15 protein-coding genes and 3 pseudogenes are annotated in these 15,669 nt (G+C 68.5%); 8 read left to right on the forward strand and 10 right to left on the reverse strand.

All coding sequences use genetic code 11. The features are described 5' to 3' along the window. The first annotated feature begins 101 nt into the window (after positions 1 to 101). Positions 102 to 833: a recombinase family protein gene (locus tag ABZS54_RS08085; RefSeq protein ID WP_355532283.1), complete on the forward strand. Its 732-nt coding sequence runs from the start codon at positions 102 to 104 to the stop codon at positions 831 to 833. 168 nt (positions 834 to 1,001) lie between these two features. Here ABZS54_RS08085 and ABZS54_RS08090 read toward each other — a convergent pair whose 3' ends face one another. Both ABZS54_RS08090 and ABZS54_RS08095 read right to left on the reverse strand, forming a co-directional pair. Next, on the reverse strand, positions 1,002 to 1,844 hold the full coding sequence (locus ABZS54_RS08090; protein WP_355532285.1) for an alpha/beta hydrolase: 843 nt from the start codon (positions 1,842 to 1,844) through the stop codon (positions 1,002 to 1,004). Then, positions 1,841 to 2,434, reverse strand: a complete 594-nt coding sequence (locus ABZS54_RS08095) for a WHG domain-containing protein (RefSeq protein WP_355532287.1) — start codon at positions 2,432 to 2,434, stop codon at positions 1,841 to 1,843. The genes ABZS54_RS08090 and ABZS54_RS08095 overlap by 4 nt, the downstream gene beginning before the upstream one ends. An 805-nt stretch (positions 2,435 to 3,239) precedes the next feature. Here ABZS54_RS08095 and ABZS54_RS08100 point away from each other — a divergent pair. The 3 genes from ABZS54_RS08100 to ABZS54_RS08110 are packed head-to-tail and all read left to right on the forward strand — an operon-like array spanning position 3,240 to position 6,036. After that, a complete protein-coding gene (locus ABZS54_RS08100; protein WP_355532289.1) occupies positions 3,240 to 3,623 on the forward strand; it encodes a hypothetical protein in 384 nt (127 codons plus the stop codon). Further along, entirely contained in the window at positions 3,575 to 5,167 is a 1,593-nt protein-coding gene (locus tag ABZS54_RS08105) for a hypothetical protein (protein WP_355532291.1), read from the forward strand. Before ABZS54_RS08100 ends, ABZS54_RS08105 begins: the two co-directional genes overlap by 49 nt. Then, positions 5,119 to 6,036, forward strand: a complete 918-nt coding sequence (locus tag ABZS54_RS08110; protein WP_355532293.1) for a hypothetical protein — start codon at positions 5,119 to 5,121, stop codon at positions 6,034 to 6,036. The genes ABZS54_RS08105 and ABZS54_RS08110 overlap by 49 nt, the downstream gene beginning before the upstream one ends. A 336-nt stretch (positions 6,037 to 6,372) precedes the next feature. Here ABZS54_RS08110 and ABZS54_RS08115 read toward each other — a convergent pair whose 3' ends face one another. Together ABZS54_RS08115 and ABZS54_RS08120 are read right to left on the reverse strand one after the other, a co-directional pair. Beyond that, positions 6,373 to 6,759: a maleylpyruvate isomerase family mycothiol-dependent enzyme gene (locus ABZS54_RS08115; protein ID WP_355532397.1), complete on the reverse strand. Its 387-nt coding sequence runs from the start codon at positions 6,757 to 6,759 to the stop codon at positions 6,373 to 6,375. A gap of 9 nt (positions 6,760 to 6,768) precedes the next feature. Next, positions 6,769 to 7,128: pseudogene (locus ABZS54_RS08120) on the reverse strand (DUF4158 domain-containing protein); the annotation flags it as partial. A gap of 230 nt (positions 7,129 to 7,358) precedes the next feature. On the opposite strand from ABZS54_RS08120, the gene ABZS54_RS08125 reads away from it, so the two are divergent. Beyond that, entirely contained in the window at positions 7,359 to 7,874 is a 516-nt protein-coding gene (locus ABZS54_RS08125) for a DinB family protein (RefSeq protein ID WP_355532295.1), read from the forward strand. 156 nt (positions 7,875 to 8,030) lie between these two features. On the opposite strand, the gene ABZS54_RS08130 is transcribed toward ABZS54_RS08125, so the two are convergent. Next, positions 8,031 to 8,483, reverse strand: a complete 453-nt coding sequence (locus tag ABZS54_RS08130) for a hypothetical protein (protein ID WP_355532297.1) — start codon at positions 8,481 to 8,483, stop codon at positions 8,031 to 8,033. Beyond that, positions 8,480 to 8,641: a hypothetical protein gene (locus tag ABZS54_RS08135; RefSeq protein WP_355532299.1), complete on the reverse strand. Its 162-nt coding sequence runs from the start codon at positions 8,639 to 8,641 to the stop codon at positions 8,480 to 8,482. The genes ABZS54_RS08130 and ABZS54_RS08135 overlap by 4 nt, the downstream gene beginning before the upstream one ends. Positions 8,642 to 9,758: 1,117 nt before the next feature. Between ABZS54_RS08135 and ABZS54_RS08140 the strand changes: the two genes are divergently transcribed. Further along, complete coding sequence (locus ABZS54_RS08140; RefSeq protein WP_355532301.1) at positions 9,759 to 10,085, forward strand: hypothetical protein; 327 nt, start codon at positions 9,759 to 9,761, stop codon at positions 10,083 to 10,085. 768 nt (positions 10,086 to 10,853) lie between these two features. On the opposite strand, the gene ABZS54_RS08145 is transcribed toward ABZS54_RS08140, so the two are convergent. The 4 genes and pseudogenes from ABZS54_RS08145 to ABZS54_RS08160 form a co-directional block, all read right to left on the reverse strand. Beyond that, positions 10,854 to 11,249: a hypothetical protein gene (locus tag ABZS54_RS08145; RefSeq protein WP_355532303.1), complete on the reverse strand. Its 396-nt coding sequence runs from the start codon at positions 11,247 to 11,249 to the stop codon at positions 10,854 to 10,856. Between the two features lie 335 nt (positions 11,250 to 11,584). Beyond that, positions 11,585 to 11,875 (reverse strand): annotated as a pseudogene (locus tag ABZS54_RS08150) (transposase); the annotation flags it as partial. 785 nt (positions 11,876 to 12,660) lie between these two features. Beyond that, positions 12,661 to 13,038, reverse strand: a complete 378-nt coding sequence (locus tag ABZS54_RS08155; RefSeq protein ID WP_355532305.1) for a hypothetical protein — start codon at positions 13,036 to 13,038, stop codon at positions 12,661 to 12,663. 347 nt (positions 13,039 to 13,385) lie between these two features. Beyond that, the gene (locus ABZS54_RS08160) at positions 13,386 to 13,877 is read right to left on the reverse strand and encodes a site-specific integrase (RefSeq protein ID WP_355532399.1); all 492 of its coding nucleotides are present in this window, start codon (positions 13,875 to 13,877) and stop codon (positions 13,386 to 13,388) included. Between the two features lie 657 nt (positions 13,878 to 14,534). Between ABZS54_RS08160 and ABZS54_RS08165 the strand changes: the two genes are divergently transcribed. Then, entirely contained in the window at positions 14,535 to 15,113 is a 579-nt protein-coding gene (locus ABZS54_RS08165) for a GNAT family N-acetyltransferase (RefSeq protein WP_355532306.1), read from the forward strand. A gap of 115 nt (positions 15,114 to 15,228) precedes the next feature. Next, positions 15,229 to 15,588: pseudogene (locus tag ABZS54_RS08170) on the forward strand (recombinase family protein); the annotation flags it as partial. Positions 15,589 to 15,669: the final 81 nt, after the last annotated feature.

The following is a 15,669-nucleotide window of genomic DNA, read 5'->3' on the forward strand; positions in this document are numbered from 1 at the left end:
CCGGCCCCCGCCCGACCGTCGATTGCTTCTCACAACCCGTTCTCACTCAAAAGCGGGATGCGCCCTCTTCTGAGACTTGCATTGTGCGAAAATCCGGGCCCGTGACGGACCCTCAAACCCCTTCCCCGTCCGAGCAGTCGGACGCGGACGATGTCGAGTGGCACGCCTGCCCGAAGTGCGACACGCAGCCCGGATCGCCGTGCCGCTCGCGCTCAGGAGCGGTCACCTCCGCCTACCACACCCGCCGCTTCACCCTGGTGCCCCGCCTGAAGAAGGCGCTGCGGGTGCCGACCCCGGCCGACCGCGGGCCGGGGCAGCCGTGGCGACCGGGCACCCCACCGCCTGCGCCGATCGACTCGGACCTGCCCAGCGCGGACATCCGCATCGGCTACGCCCGCTGCTCGACGCTCGGGCAGGAACTCGACTCCCAGCTCGACGCACTCGGCAAGCACGGCATCCCGAGGGACAAGATCTTCAGCGAGAAGATCAGCACCCGCGTCCGCGTACGCCCCAAGTTCGAGGAAGCGCTGCGGACCGCGCGGGAGGTCAAGGCCCACGCCCCACACTGCCGGGTCATCTTCACCATGTACGAGATGAAGCGGCTCGGCCGCGACGCCGCCGAACTCACCACGCTCGCCGACCACCTCACCGCCCACGGCCTCATCCTGGAGATGCTCGCCGGGCCGCTGCCCGGCATCTACGACCCCATCGGGCCCGGCAAGCTGCTGTTCGCGTTCTTCGCCGCGATGGCCGTTATCTCAAGCGCGCCGATCAAGCAGGGCTGTGACCTGGGCGGCCAGGTCAACGACACTGTCTTCGACCTGGCCGCTTAACGCCTTCGAGGCCCGGTCAGCACGGGCCGATCGTTATTGAAGAGCGACGCGGTGCACTGGGTTCGGGGCCTGTGTGACAGTGGCCATGAGGATTTCCCCGGGGACGGCCAGTTGCGGGTGTGACGTTCAGTGACCAACTTCGGTGGGGTTGACCAGGGCGACTGGGCTTCAGGTCCAGGCGCGGAAGGCCTTCCGAAGGAGTTCGCCGAACTCGGCGGGATGCGTGGTCAGGCCGGTGTGCCCGCCTGGAAAGTGCTGGAGTTCCGTGCCGAGGCGCTCGGCCAGGAAAGCGGCAGGACGGTAGAGCAGCTCGCCGCGTGAATCCTGGCCGCACGCGAGCACAAGCCGGTCCGACAGCGCCTCCAGCTGGTGGATGTCCGGGGCGTAGGACATGAAGCTGGGCACGATGCGCCCGACGAAGTACGGCAGGTCGGCCATCGTTTGCTCGGCCCGCGCCGCCGCTTGCGGCGGAAGCTTGATCTCGGCCTTCGGCTCGGTGGTGTCGACGTCCTTCTTCAGACCCGCAGCGAACACGGCCATCGCCGGCATGAGCCCCTGGGCGTGGAACGTCGCTTGCACCCGTGCGATGAGCGCGCGGTGCTCGGCGGCGTCCGGCAGGACCTCCACTACCGGCGGCTCGTGCGCCACGACGCGTTCGAGGCGTTGGGGACGGGTGATAAGCAGGTGCAGGGCGGCGATCGCGCCCGAGCTTGCGCCGAACACCCGGGCGGGCTCATCGGGCGACAGCAGTTCCAGTATCCGGAACGCGTCATCGGCGTGCTCGGTCACTCGCTGCTCGGCCTCGGGGTCGTCCAGCGTGCTGCGGGACATGCCGCGCGGGTCGTAGGTCGCGACGGTGTATTCGGCGGCCAGGTCGTCGGCGATGGCGTCGAAGGAGGCCGCGCCGCCCGTCCCTCCGGGGATCAGCAGCAGGAGCGGTCCCTGGCCGCGCACTTCGTAGTGCAGCGTCGCACCGTTCACGCGCAGGCTGCCGATGGTCGGGTCGGTCATGAGGAGTCTCCTTCTCGGGATGGGAGCCAGTGCTCCAGGAGGGTGTGCAGGGCGTCGAGGGCGCGGACCCAGGAGTGCTGCGGCAAGCGCTCGTGTGCGAACCCGCCCGCGGCCTCCAAGGCGACGAACCCGTGGAATGTGCTGCGCAGCAACCGGACCGCGTCGGTCAGGTCGGGCTCGGCCAGTCCGTAGCCGCGCAGCATGCCGTAGGTCAGCTCGACCGCGCGCCGTGGTCCGGGCGCTTTTGCGGCCAGCTCGGGGTCGATCTGGATCGGGGTCTGCGTCGCCATGTAGCGGCCCGGATGCTTGTGGGCGTAGTCCCGCCAGGCGTTCGCAAACGCGACCAGCGCGTCCTTGCGCGCCCGCCCGGCGGTCGCCTCCGCGATGCGGATGCTCTTCTCGTCCGCCGCAAGGAGCGCGATCCGTCCGCGCAGATCCGCCAGGCTGCGGACGTGCGTGTAGAGGCTCGCGTCCTTCACGCCGAGCCGTCGCGCCACCTGTGACATGGTCACTTGGTCGAGCCCGACCTCGTCTGCCAGTTCGGCGCCCGCGACCGTCACCCGCTCCGCCGTCAGCCCGGCCCGCGCCATGTGCCCTCCCCAAGATCCTAGGATATCTAGGTATAGCCTAGGAGTCCTAGGTATACCAAGCGGAGGGGCGCATTCACACAGGTACCGCTGCGGATGACGGGGAATCAGGGCTGGGCACCAACACCTGTGCGTGCGGATGCCCGCTGGTCGCCGCGCGCGTGAGCGAGCTGGCGACGCAGACGCTGATTCTCTTCTGTGAGTTGCCGGTTCCGTTCCAGGGCTGCCTCCAGGCGTGCGTGCAGCGAGGCATCGGAGGAACGCTCAGCCGCAGGGATCTGCGGTGAGGGGGAACGGCGGCTCGTTGCACGGAGACTTTCGATCTCGGCTCGGATGTCGGGCCGGCAGTAGAGCCAGCACCACAGCCAGACCGGTTTCGGATCGCGGTCGCCCGGCAGGTGCTCAACCTTCAGTCGCACCAACGTGCCGTGCCGGCTTTCTCCAAGACGCGGCGGGCGTCCTCGACGGTCAGATGCCCATAGTCTCGGTCGTGTCGGTGTGGATGCCGGCTACGGTCCGCTGGTGCCCGTGGAATTCCCGACTGACGTATACGGGGCCTCCAGAGCTGGTCTTCGAACTGCCCCCGAATGGCCGATGTCTCGTCTTATCTGACGTAGCCGGCTCTCCGGGTTGAGGCGTGAGAGGGTCGTGCCCGGGATGAGACCTGGAGATTCGCTGACGGCCTCGGGCCGGTGGCGGCCGAGTCGGCAGTCGAGACGCTCCGGCGAGCAAACCCGGGGGCTCCCCGACGACGAGGGCAACCTGCTGGGGGCGTACACCGCGAAGCTGCAGGGCGAGGAGGCGAGGCATGACCGCGCGGCGCACCGATCCCCGGCCGCCCGAGGCGTGGTGGTCGGAGGAGGACCAAGAGTGGGTCCTCGGCGACAAGGACGAGCACGGACGTCTCACGGGCCTGGTCCGCCGTTGGGACGCGGACGGCCGGTTCATCTACGAGTCCGAGCATGCGGCCGGCCGTCCGCACGGCATCTACCGGCGCTACGACCACCCCGGCGGCGAGTTGTCGCAGGAGGGCCGGTACACGGACGGCCGCGTCGACGGCGTACGGCGCTTCCACCGGCCGAGAACCCGGAGCCGCAGTCGCCGGGGCCGGGATACGGCTCGGGTGGCCCGTGGCGGGACGCGGTGGAGTCGGTACGTGTCTACGAGTGCGTGTACGCCGACGGCGACTTGATCGGCACCCGTCATCTCGACGGAGCCGGGGTCGAGGTCCAACACAGCTCGGGCAAGCCCGTGCCGCCGCGCCCCGAAGGCGTGGCACCCACGGCGAGCCATCTGCCGGGCTTGGGGGACGTCGCGTGGCTGTTCATGCGGCGGCGTGGCGAGGAAGGTGAGGAGACGCTCGAAACCCGGCGCTGGTGGGCCGACGGCACCCTCCAGAGCGAGTGGACCCTCGACGGCACCGACCGGCGCTACTACCGGAGTGGCGTCCTCTGGTGGGAGCACCGTCGGGTGCCTCGTGGGGACGTCCGCCCCCTGCACGGCACTTGGCGCTACCACGACGTGCACGGACTGCTGCGCCGTGAGTCCGGCTACGACTCCGGGTCCGGACGCGGAGTCGAGCGGCACCGGACCCGGCACCGCACGGCCGAGGAGGCGGACGGTCGCGGCGTCACCCGCTCCGGCCCGGTCGAGGACGCCGTCGAGGTGGGCCTGTGGCAGGTCCGCGACGCCGACGGCACACCCGTACGGGAGGTCCGGCTCGGGCGCCTGTGGGGCAACGCCGATCTGCCGGCTACCCCGGCCGCCGCCGAACTGCCGTACAGTGCAGCGGAGTTGCACGCCGTGCTCGCCGAAGCCGACGCCGACGACCCGGACGGCGGCCCCGCGCAGCTGGCCCGGATCCGGCTCTCCGCCCGGGAGGGCGCCGCAGCACTCACGCCGGTCATCGGCGACGAGCGGCCCTGGCCCGCCGTCATGGTCGACGGTCCCTACTGGCACGAGGGCATACCTGTCTCGCCGCTGACCCCGCGGTCGTCACTCACCGAGGTGATCCATGCCCTGCGGTGGGGAGAGTCTGCGGGCCCGACCCTGGCCCGGCTCGCCCACGACCTCTTCCACCGCGGGCACCTGCACACCGCCCTGGACGTCATCGACGCGGCCCTCCTCCTCGGCGACGACGCCGACCGGCACCGGACACGGGCGGTCCTGCTCAGGGCCCTCGGCCGCGACACCGACGCCGACGCCGTCGTCCCGGGACCGGACCACGTCGACCCGGCCGCCGCCCGTCTGCTGCTCGCCATCCGTGAACGCCCCGCCGACAACGGCCCCCGGCTGGCCTACGCGGAGCTGGTGGCCCTCTCCCACCCCGAGCACGCCCGGCTGATCACGCCCAGTGCGGCAGCAACGCGGACGACGAGGACGCCGCCGTGGCCGCGTACTTGGCCGCGCTGCCCGAGGAGGTGCGTGACGTCCTCATCGGCCGCCCGGAACGCGGATTCGTGCGCTCGGTCTCCGACATGGAAGCGGCGACCTTCCTGCGTCACCATGACGCCCTCTTCCGCGCCGGGCCCGAAGACGACTGCCTCGAGCTGCAGTTCGCAAGCGACCATCTCGCCGAGATCTCGCTGCTTCCCGCTCTCGGCCGCTACCGCAGCGTACGCACCTATGACACCTACCTGGACGGCGACGCCGTGGCCCGGCTGGCCCGGTCGCCGCATCTGCGGCAGTTGGAAAGTCTCGCGCTGCCGGATTCCAACCTGGACGACGACGGTCTGACCGCCCTGCTCACCAGCCACAGCTACCCGCGCCTGCGTGAACTGGACCTGTCCGCCTCACGTTACGACGAGCAGGAATTTTCCTCCGCCGGGCTCCTACGGCTGCCCGACGCCGTCTTCGCGCCGCATCTGGAGCGCCTCGACCTCAAGCGCAGCACCTTCGACGATCTCGACAGCGCCCTGGCGACGGTCCTACCGGCACTGCCGCGCCTCACCGACCTCACACTTGACAACCACCTGCTCGGCGACAACGTGCTGACCCGGCTGAGCGAGCTGCCCAACCGCTTCACCGCGCTCGACCTCGCGAGCGGCGCCTTCACCCAGGAAGGCGTCGACGCGCTGGTCAACTCCCCTGTGGCAGCCGGCCTCCAGAGTCTCGCCATGGCGATCAACGGTTTCAATACCGGGGCCGCCATGCTCACACTGGTGCGGGGGCGGCGGCTGGGCGCCCTGCGGACGCTCCAGCTCTCCGGGGGCTATCTCGACAGGCTGCCACCCGAGATCGGCCCCGCCCTCGCGGAGTCGGTGTTCACCGAATCGCTGGAACTACTGCGGCTGGACCGGGGCCGCCTCGGCCCCGACGGCACCGCCGGCCTGGCAGCGGCATCGTTCCGGCGGCTGCGCCGCCTCGACCTCGGCAACTGCGGCATCGGCGACCGCGGAGCGGCTGTCTTGGCCCGCACCCCGATGCCGGCCACCCTGCGGTGTCTGGTGCTCGACAACAACGAGATCGGCGACGCGGGTGCACTCGCCCTGGCCCGGTCACCGCACCTGACCGGACTCGAAGGGCTCGGACTCCGGCACAACCGGTTCGGAGACCGTGCCGCCCGGGCACTGCGTGAACGCTTCGGCGGTGCCCTGTACGGCTGACGCGGCGACCGGACTCACCGCCGCCCGGACGAAGGCAGCAGCAGCTTTCCTTCGCGTCCCAAGGTCAGAGCGAGGTCGGCATCCACCGAGCCCTCCACCACCGCAGGCCCCGAACCCGAGACTCGCATCGACCCGACCACTACGAACAGGGGGTGTCGCCAACGAACGGCGATCCAACCGACACGTAGCTGAGCGTGATGCTCTGGCCGTTGGAGCGGGCGGCCGACGGCAGGGGAGCCGCCGACGGTGTTTCATAGGTGGTCACCCAATGCCGCGAAGTCAGGGATCGCCAGGCGGTTGTCAAGCAAGGGGCTACGTGAACTTCAGGCTCTGAGCTCAGAGGAAGACGCGCGCCACCTCCAGCCACTTCTGTGCGTCCTCGCCGGTCGCCGTCATGTCCGTCTCGGACCAGGGGCGACGCCGGGTGACACACAGGCAGAAGTCCGGGGCGCTGCCCTGAACCCGTTGCGTGGCAGCCTCGGGGCCCCACACCCAGGTCTGTCCGTCGGGTGCTGTCAGTTCGACACGGAAGGGGTCCGCCGGCTGAGGCAGTCCGACGGCGGCGAAGGACAGCTCCCGTCCCAACACCCCCAGCGAAGCGACGTGTTGCAGTCGATCCGTCGGGCGGCGCGCCACGCCCACGGCATCGAAGACGTCCTGCCCGTGTGCCCAGGTTTCCATCAGACGAAGGGGCACCATCAGAGCCGGGGTCACCTTCGACATGTACCAGGGGAATGCGTGATACCCGAACCGCTTCTGAATCTCCGCCGCGTGCTCGTACGGCGTCATCCGCCGCTCCGGATACCGCTTCACACACGACGCGTCCGCGATCGCGAGTTGCCCGGCCAGATACTCGACCACCTCCCACGGCACCGCCGGCGGATCGTCCCCCAGGAACCGACCGATGTAGCGGACCGTGCAGATCTGGATCGCCATACCCAGGCGATGACTGTCCGTCCTTCGCAACGCGATCAGGTCCCGATCGTGGTCGTCCAGGAAGAAGAACCGCTCCAACTCGGGACGCGTGGGCACCTCGTTGAAGGCCCGATACGCGGTGGCCTGCTCGTCTTCTTCGCGCTCGGTATGTCTCATGAGACATGCAGCCGACGCAAGCCGGGGCCTGGATCTGCAGGTTACTGAGATTTGATGCGTGATGTCGCTGGGTCGACGCCTTGAACTGCGAAGAGGAGGGCCCGCCCCGCGGCATCACGCGAAGATCACCAGTAACACCCCGATGTCCCCAACCGTGACGAAGATCGTAAATCGCGGAAGAGCCTTCACCCAGGCGCCTCCTCCCGACCGCCCTGGTAGCGTGCGCCGGCATGTCATCGGAACTGGAACGCCCCCCGCGCCAAGCGGACGAACGCACCGCGCTCATCGGCTGGCTGGACCTGCAGCGGCAGATCCTGCGCTGGAAATGCGAAGGGCTGAGCGACGAGGACGCGCGCCGCCCGGTCATCCCGACCTCACCGGACATGACGATGGCCGGTCTCATCTCCCACATGCGCTGGACCGAGCACATATGGCTGGAAGTGCTGTTCCTCGGCGGCGACAAGAAGCAGAACCCCGCATTCGACGAGTCAACCAAGAACGCCGACTGGCACACCGACGGCCGCCCCCTCGCAGAGCTCCTCGCGGAGTACGAGGCCCAGTGCGCCCGCAGCAACGAGATCGTTGCCGCGGCCGACCTGGACGACGCCGGCCGCCACCCCGACTTCCGCGACGGCAGCGCCAACCTCCGCTGGATGCTGATCCACCTCGTCGAGGAGACGGGGCGACACGCGGGGCACGCGGACATCGTCCGGGAGCTACTCGACGGCACGAAGGGCTACTTCTAGCACAGCCCCGCGAAGCGGGCCCTTCCCTCAGGAGCCAGGCCAACACGCCTCACGACCAATGCGGGAGAGCCCGTTACTGGTGATCTTCGCATGATGCCGCGCGGCTGTCGTCTTCGCAGTTCAAGACGCCGCCCCAGCGACATCACGCATCAAATCTCAGTAGCGGCGCTGACGGCCCCGGCGGGGTCGGATCGGGATAACGGTGGTTGAGACGTCCCTGGCGAGCTGCTGCCGGAGGGCTTCGTTGTCGTGGTGGAGGGCAGCGATCGCGGTGGCAGCGGCCTTGAGCTTGTTCTCCAGGAGGGTGCATTCCTGGGTCTTGGCGGCCAGCCGCTTCTTGAGGTCGGCGATGGTAGCGTCGCGCTGGGACTCGCCGGGGGTGGTCTTGCCATGAGTGGCGATGTGGGCGTCCCAGTCGGCGAGGACGGCGTAGGCGCGGTTCATGGTGGCGCGGCTGATCTGGGCTTCTTTGTAGAGGTTCTCTTTGGTGAGACGCCCGTCGGTGCGCTGGGGCCGGCCTTCGAGGAGACGGGTCATCGCGCCGCGCAGAGCGGCTGCGGCCTTCGGGCTGACCTGGTCCTGGGGCGCGTCGCTGGCGAGGTCGGTCACGGGCGAGGCTCCTTCGCCATCGTGAGAACCCGGTTGGTGGTGTCCAGTTCGCGCTCGGCGAGCTCGCGGCAGACGGTCGGAATGCGGGGGTTGTTGATGATCTCCAGTTGTTTGCGCCCGTGGGAGTCGTAGAAGGGCAGTTGTTCGGAGGTGATCATGCTGTTGCCGCACATCGAGAGCCGCTCTGGTGGCAGAGGGCGATCCGTTCGCCGAAGACCTGGTTTTCGACCTCACGCATGCCCTGGGCTTCCGATTCGACGGCGGCACGTCCCTTGAACCATCGGTTGCCGGCATCTGATCATGCCCGCCCGAGGACAACCGAGGTCGACGCCGGCTGTCAACACCGACTCAAAGCCGCCGGCAGTGACAAGAAGTCTGGAACGAGTTGGAAGCGGGCCGTGTGGTACTTCAGCGCGACCTTGCCCGCAGTGGTCCGGCACGGGGAGCCCGCCGGGGCCCGGCAGGTGGACATCGGGCAGGAACGCGCTTCGACGAGCTTGTGCGGGTCGCTGTTCACACCCCGGATCGTTTCAGGGGTGCGTTTCACGGGTCAAGGGCAAGGAAACGACCCGTGAAACACGATGACCTGCTCGGATATCTCGGCGGGGCGGTGTTGCAACGGCGGGCACCTATGAAACGGGACCGCCGCACCGAGGACATCGGACCGCCGCCGAGTGGCACCCGGCCCGGTGAGGTTGCCGTCCATGAACCTGCGGCGAGCTCCCATCGGTCCGCCGAGGGACCATCGCGACCCTTCGCCGACCGATTCCTCCCACCGACCCCGAGAACGGGCCCGGGCAATCCAGTGGAAAGGAGGTGGTGGGTCGTCCGTCGAGGTCGGGAGGTGATACTCCCGGTGTGGGGCGGTCGAGGGACGATGGGCCTGGTGCGGCGGGGGACCCCACGTCGCCGGCCACCCCGGGAGAGTGACCGAGGAGCCGAGGGACGCCCGCCCCCGGGTGGACGGCACCCCGGGGCGCCGCGAGGCCCCGGGTCTCCAAGCTCTTCGGGACGCCGTCCCGAATGCCGCGGGCCGCTTCGACGGGCGATGTGTGGGCGGCTCCCGGCGTGGCCGGTGTGGCTCGGCTGTCGGCGACGGGTCTTCATCGGCCAGGAGCGCTGGGGCTGGGAGTTCGTTCAGCCGTCCGCGCCCCCGCACACCGGGACACGCAGCATCCGCCCGTCTACTCCGAACCCTCCGGCGACGGCCATTGCGACGCAAATACCATGGCCTGCAGGCCACAGTCTGCCCTACCCGAGTGAGGGAACCGAAGCATGAGCGTAAAGCCTGCTCAGATGGTGGAGTTGATCCGACAGGTGACAGACCCGGATCCCCGCCGGCGAGAGCTCAGCGCCGACTCGTCGGTGGACTGGCTACGTCATTACTCGCGATCCGATGTCCTGCTGCTGGCGGGAGCCCTGTCGATCGCGGCGGCCTGTGAACAGGATCCGGCCGCCCTCGAATCTCAACTGAACGCTCTGCTGGAGCTGGGTTCCGGCGGAATGCTGGAGGCTGTCTCCCTGGAGCGCCTCCGTGACATCGACAAAGGCTCGCTTCCGGGAAACCTGGTCGAATATCTGGACGATCTGCTGGAACTCTAGTATCGCGTTGCCCCTTTGACGCGTATCTCGGTCACACCCCTTCCCGGGGACGCCGAAAGCGTCCGCTCTAGCGGAAAACGATCACGGATGGTGACGGAAACGGGGGTCGGCCCCTCGAATCGAGGGGGTCGCTCTGGGGGTCGCTCTCGCCGGTGCGACCCCCGAGAGCGACCCCCCAGGCCGAGAGCGACCCCCTCTTTTGGCGACCGACCCCCGATCCGACCTGCGAAACGTCCTCCAGGGGGTCGCAAAGGGGCCGAGGGGGTCGCTCTTTTCCCCCTCTCCTCTGTCCTCAAGAAAAAGCGAAAAAGAGAGGGGGTAAGCGGAGAGGAGGGGGAAAAGTGCGACCCCTGCGACCCCTGCGACCCCCACGGTTACTACCCGTGGTGATCACCGCCGCAGTCGGGGAGACCGACCCTCGACAGCACCACGCCGCCCCCTCTTGGTTGGCCGCCGAGCAGCGCTCGACTTTCACCCCTGTTCTCAGGGCGGGCGGACGGAAACGAGGTAGCGCGGGCCGACCGCAGGGGCCGGGCGCGCCCGGGGCCGGTGGAACGGCCGGCCACGGCCGGGCCACCGGGCACGGTGAGGGACCAGGGACCGCGCGGGTTCGACTCTCCTTCGACATTGAACCTTGACTGCTTGCCACTGAAGTTGACGACCGATAGTCGGCCCCAAGACTGTCCATCAGTCAGTAGAAAGTTGTGCTCGTGTAGGCATGCCCCCGATCATCAAGGAGCGAGCCCTTTTCGCCCGTGCCACGTCAACTCATGAGCGAACATTTCGACTGCGGCGCAGGAACTTCAAAGCGGCGGCCGTGACTTCCTTTTCCACCTTGTCAGCTCGATATCCTCGGGACTTGATATATTCGTAGAATTCTGAATCCGGCCCATAGCCATACTGCTCCAGGTAGTAGGCCTGTGCCTGCCCCCAGATCCAGACGCCATCGGTCACGGTCAAAATCGGGACGACCTGGCCTTTCGACGCATCGAGCCGATCCGGGGCCAGCCCGGCAGCCCGCACGACAGCGGTACCACCGTGTGCCAGAAATTCGACCAAGCGTTCACGCTCATCCTGATCATCGATGCGTGGCCTGGACTCATCGAAGTACGGACCGGACTCTGGATCGACACCATCGAACAACCGCGCACGCTTGAATTCCACGGCTACTCCCTCAGTTCGGTTCATTCGGTCGGAAGCGACTCGCCGTAAGACGGCCAGGTCGAGCACATATCGCCACATTCATCGACGTTGAAGATGCTGCGGTGAAGGCCGCGCCACACGCCAAGGCGGGGCCGGTCACCGGTCAGACTTTAGTGGCAAACGGTCAAGGTTCAATATCAAAGGACATCGACCGCTCTTTTTGAGGGCAGGTTGGAGGTCCGCGGGAAGGTTGTGTCCGGTCGATGAGGTGATCGGGCTGCCGGATCGCGTGTTGCTGTGGGAGCGTGGAAGGGCTCGAAACTGGTGAGAGTGGGTGGCGGTGGTCCGGATCGCCGTCAGTCTCGGTCGTTCTCGCGGGATGTCGGCTGACCGGTCCGCCGTGACTGCCTGCGGGTGATGCGCCTGGTCATAAGCGTGATCGCCGCCCAGGTGATCAGCGACTCCGAGTGCTGAACGAGCCTTTCGTAGTCGCGCGCGTGTCGGCGGGCGTGCATGACCCAGGCCAGGGACCGCTCGACGACCCAACGACGGGGCAGGACGACGAACCCGACGGCGTCCTTCGGCCGGCTGACGGTTTTGAGCGTCAGGTTCAGGTACTTCTTCGCCCAGATCACCAACTGGCCGGCTTTTGAACGCGGTGCCGGTCTTGTGGGTGGGCACGTCCAGTAGGCAGACCGCGTCGCGGGCGAGGACTTCGCCCGAGTCCCCGGGAATGGGCAGGCCGTCGTGCTGCCATCGGATGCAGCCGACCCGCAACCGGGCGATCTCGTCGCTGCGTTGACCGGCGAACAGCCAGGCCAGGGTGATGGCGCGGATGAGCTCGACGGGGTAGGTGCGGCCGTCCGCGGTCGGCAGGTCGCCCGGCTCGACGTTCAGGCCCGCCCAGAGCAGCTTGGCCCAGATGTCGTCGGCGATCACCCGAGGGTCGGGGCCCATCAGGGCACGAACGCTTCGTGGCGTCCTCAGGGCGTGCGCGGGGTCGAGCCTGCGCGGGATCGACTCCCATTCGTGCAGGTCGCGGAAGAACGCGCGAGGCACCTTGAGGTAGCCGGACTTGCTCTGCGGCGTGAGTGGTTTGCCCAGGCGATCCTGCGAGCGCATGCCGTCGGTCCACTGAGAGAAGTCGCCGACGGCCATCCGGTCCACCGCCGCGACCCAGGACGCGCACGTCTGGCGGGTCCACTGGCCCGGTTCGGTGATCTCGGGATGTTCGGCGGCCAACCAGCGGCCGATCTTGGCGAGCACGCTGCGGTAGCCGTCGCGGATCTTCGGAGTCAGCGTCGACGTCGCGTGCCAATGCTCGACCGAGGCCGCCCACGAAGCCGGGACTCCCGTCATGGCGACCGACCCACGCCGGCGCCCGGACGGTGGTGGGTTCGCATGGCCAAGAGCCGCGACCGCCCGATGAAGGTCATGGAAGTCCTTCGCCCACTGCCCGTCCATCGCCGGATGTCGGCGCACCGCCGCCAGGGCCTCGGTGGACAGATCCTCCAGGCGGACTGCGATTCAACAGCAGCATCTGGCAGATCACCGAGGCCAATCGCTCGGCGTCGCGACGATAGCCCCAGTCGGCCAAGACCCTGCAGACCCGCCGGACGGCATCGTCGACGAGATCGGCCCCGAATACCCGGCGGGCCAAGGACGGGCGCATGAAGCGGCCGATGCGATCGAAAGCGGTGAAGTCGCCGAGCAGGTAGGCGTGGACGAGTACGAACGGGCGGGCGTTGGGCCCGATCTGGCCTCCCCACGACCGTCGGAATTCGGCACCGTCGGTGTCTATCAGGTCCACCCAGTCCTGGTCCGACCAGCCCCAGAAGGCTCGGCGAAGCTCACCGCAGCGAATCAGCACCAGGGCCGCCGCGTCCCGGGCGAACCGCCGCTGGTGACGGTCGCCTGGCGGAAGGCGGACGGCGGTCAGGGCGTCTGCCAAGGGCCGCACCAACCTGGCGATCGGCCGGAGTGCAGGTGCGTCGGAGGCGAGGCCGTCGCGCCGGATCCGATCGACGCCGAGAGTCCCGAGCGCTTCCGCCTCGGCCTCGGTGAGCAGGCCGCGACGGTCGTATCGTGCCGGGTCGACGGGCCACGACCATGTCGCGGCGCTGTTCGGTGGTGCGGTCGTCCTGCTCGGTCGTGTGGTCACTCGGTCACCGCCTCGCTGGCGCGGGTGAGCATGTCCACTCGCCAGGAATGGATCTGTTGCATGCCGCGATTCAGCTTCTCGGCCAGGTCCCGACCGGAGAGGTGGATGTAGGTCAGCGTCGACTCGGTGCTGGAGTGGCCGGCGAAGGAGGCGATGGCGTGCAGTTCCCAACCCATGCGGGCCAGGTCGGTCAAGCACAGGTGCCGCGTGGTGTGGGTCGAGAACCTCGGCAGGTCGGCGGCGAGAGCGAGCCGCCGGACCACCTTCGACCAGGTCCAAAGGGACAGCGGTCGGCCGTGGTTGCGGCGCGATTCCGACAGGAACAGCGGCCCGCGGGCCCGACTGATCGCGGCCCGATGCGCGAGGTAGTCGGACAACAGGACCCCGGTCGCCGCGGAGTACGGAACGACACGCTCGCGTCGGGTCTTCGTCGTCTCCGCCCGAACGGCTGACTGATCCTGGGCCGCTACGCCTTCACTGCCTCCCAGCCGGAGAACGGTCTGCGCCCGTTGCGCGACCCGGCCGAGCCGGACGACGGGGGCGCCGACGGCTGACCGGCCGTCACGGGCGAATCACCGCCGGGGGCGAAATCAGTCGCATCAGCCCCAGCAATGGCTATAGGTGCAGCCAGTTTTGATGCCGATGCAGCCGCCCGCGCACGGGTCCCGCGAGTAGGACTGCTTCACGGGGGCAGCCGGGGCGGACGTCGACTCGTGCAGGTTGCGCGTCACCGCGAGCCGAGAGGCGTCGTCGAGCGTTATATCGCCTTCGCCAGCGCAGAGCGCTTTGAGCGTAGCGAGTCTCTTGAGGTAGTCCCAGTCCACACGATTTCCGCCTGTTTCGCCCATGACAATGCCCTTTGCTATCGAATCCCCTTTTCTCAAAGATACAGAGGCGTCTCTGGTAGGCCCGTGGAACTGGAATCCATGTAGCGAGATGGGGGCGAAATTGGTCGATTGCGCCCCTGCAGCCGATCCAATGAGTCGGCACATGCAAACCGCCGCAAAACGGCACACCGATCCAATCGGGCCCGATCCGCATTTTCGCCTCCCCATTCCGCCCCTGGACGGCGCGCTCCGGCACCACAGGGTGCGTCCGCTGCCGAAGTCGGCCGCCCGCACGCCGGGGCTGCGTAGGATCCCGGGATGGCCATGACCAGTTACCTCCTGCAAGGTCCGCGCGTAGGCGTCCGCCATGTGTGCCGTCAGGACTACCGCGAGCTCACCGCGCTGGCCGAGGAGAGCGCCGAGATGCTCGCCCGCTGGCTGGGCGCCCGCGAGAACACGGCGGAGGCGTTCGAGGACTACCTTGCACGGTTCGAGCAGCCCACCCACGAGGGCTTCGTGGTCTGCCTGCGCACCACCGGCGCCATCGTGGGCGGCGTCAACATCAACAACATCCTCCGGGGCGCCCTCCAGAGCGGGACCCTGGGCTACACCGCCTACGCGTCCACGGCCGGCCGCGGCTACATGAGCGAAGGGCTCCGCCTCGTCGTCGAGCATGCCTTCACCGAACTCGGCCTGCACCGGCTGGAAGCGAACATCCAGCCGGACAACACCGCCTCGCTGAACCTCGCCAAGCGCCTGGGCTTCCGGCGCGAGGGCTACTCGGCCGCCTTCCAGTTCATCAACGGCGAGTGGCGCGACCACGAGCGCTGGGCCATCACTGCGGGGATCCCGAACACGGCTGCTGTGCAACCCACTCGCCTGAATAAATCCGGGTGAGGTCTCGAGAACACCGCAGGCGACGACCACCGGAGCACCCGCCCACTCGGGCACACGGCTTCGAGAACCGACAGGACACGAGGACGAGAGGAACGGCATAGCCGACCGCCTGTATCTGCGGCATTCCACCGACAAGCAGACCAACGCCCGCCGGCTCCACGCCCTCGCCGACATCCTCAAGGCCGGCGCGCCGACGTACGAGGACCCGGCCACCTCCTCCCGCGTCTACGCGGTCGCCCGGGCCGGGTTCCGCCGACTGCTCGACGAGGCGGCCGTCGGCGACACGATCCGCATCGCGGACGCCGCGCGGCTGTTCCGCTCGACCAAGGACGTCATCCAGATCCGCGAAGCCCTCCAGCGGCGCGGCCTGCACCTGCGCATCGCCACCGGAGCGTGGTCCGGCTTCGACCTGGCGGCCGACGACCCGCAGACCAAGCTGTTCGTCACCATGCTCGCCGGCGTCCTCGAATTCCAACGCGACATGATCTCGGAGAACACCAAGGAAGGCGTCGCCGCCGCGGCGGCCGCCGGCAAGACCCTGGGGCGCCCGGCCGCC

This window comes from Embleya sp. NPDC005575 (genome assembly GCF_040605455.1).
Classification (GTDB): Bacteria; Actinomycetota; Actinomycetes; order Streptomycetales; family Streptomycetaceae; genus Embleya.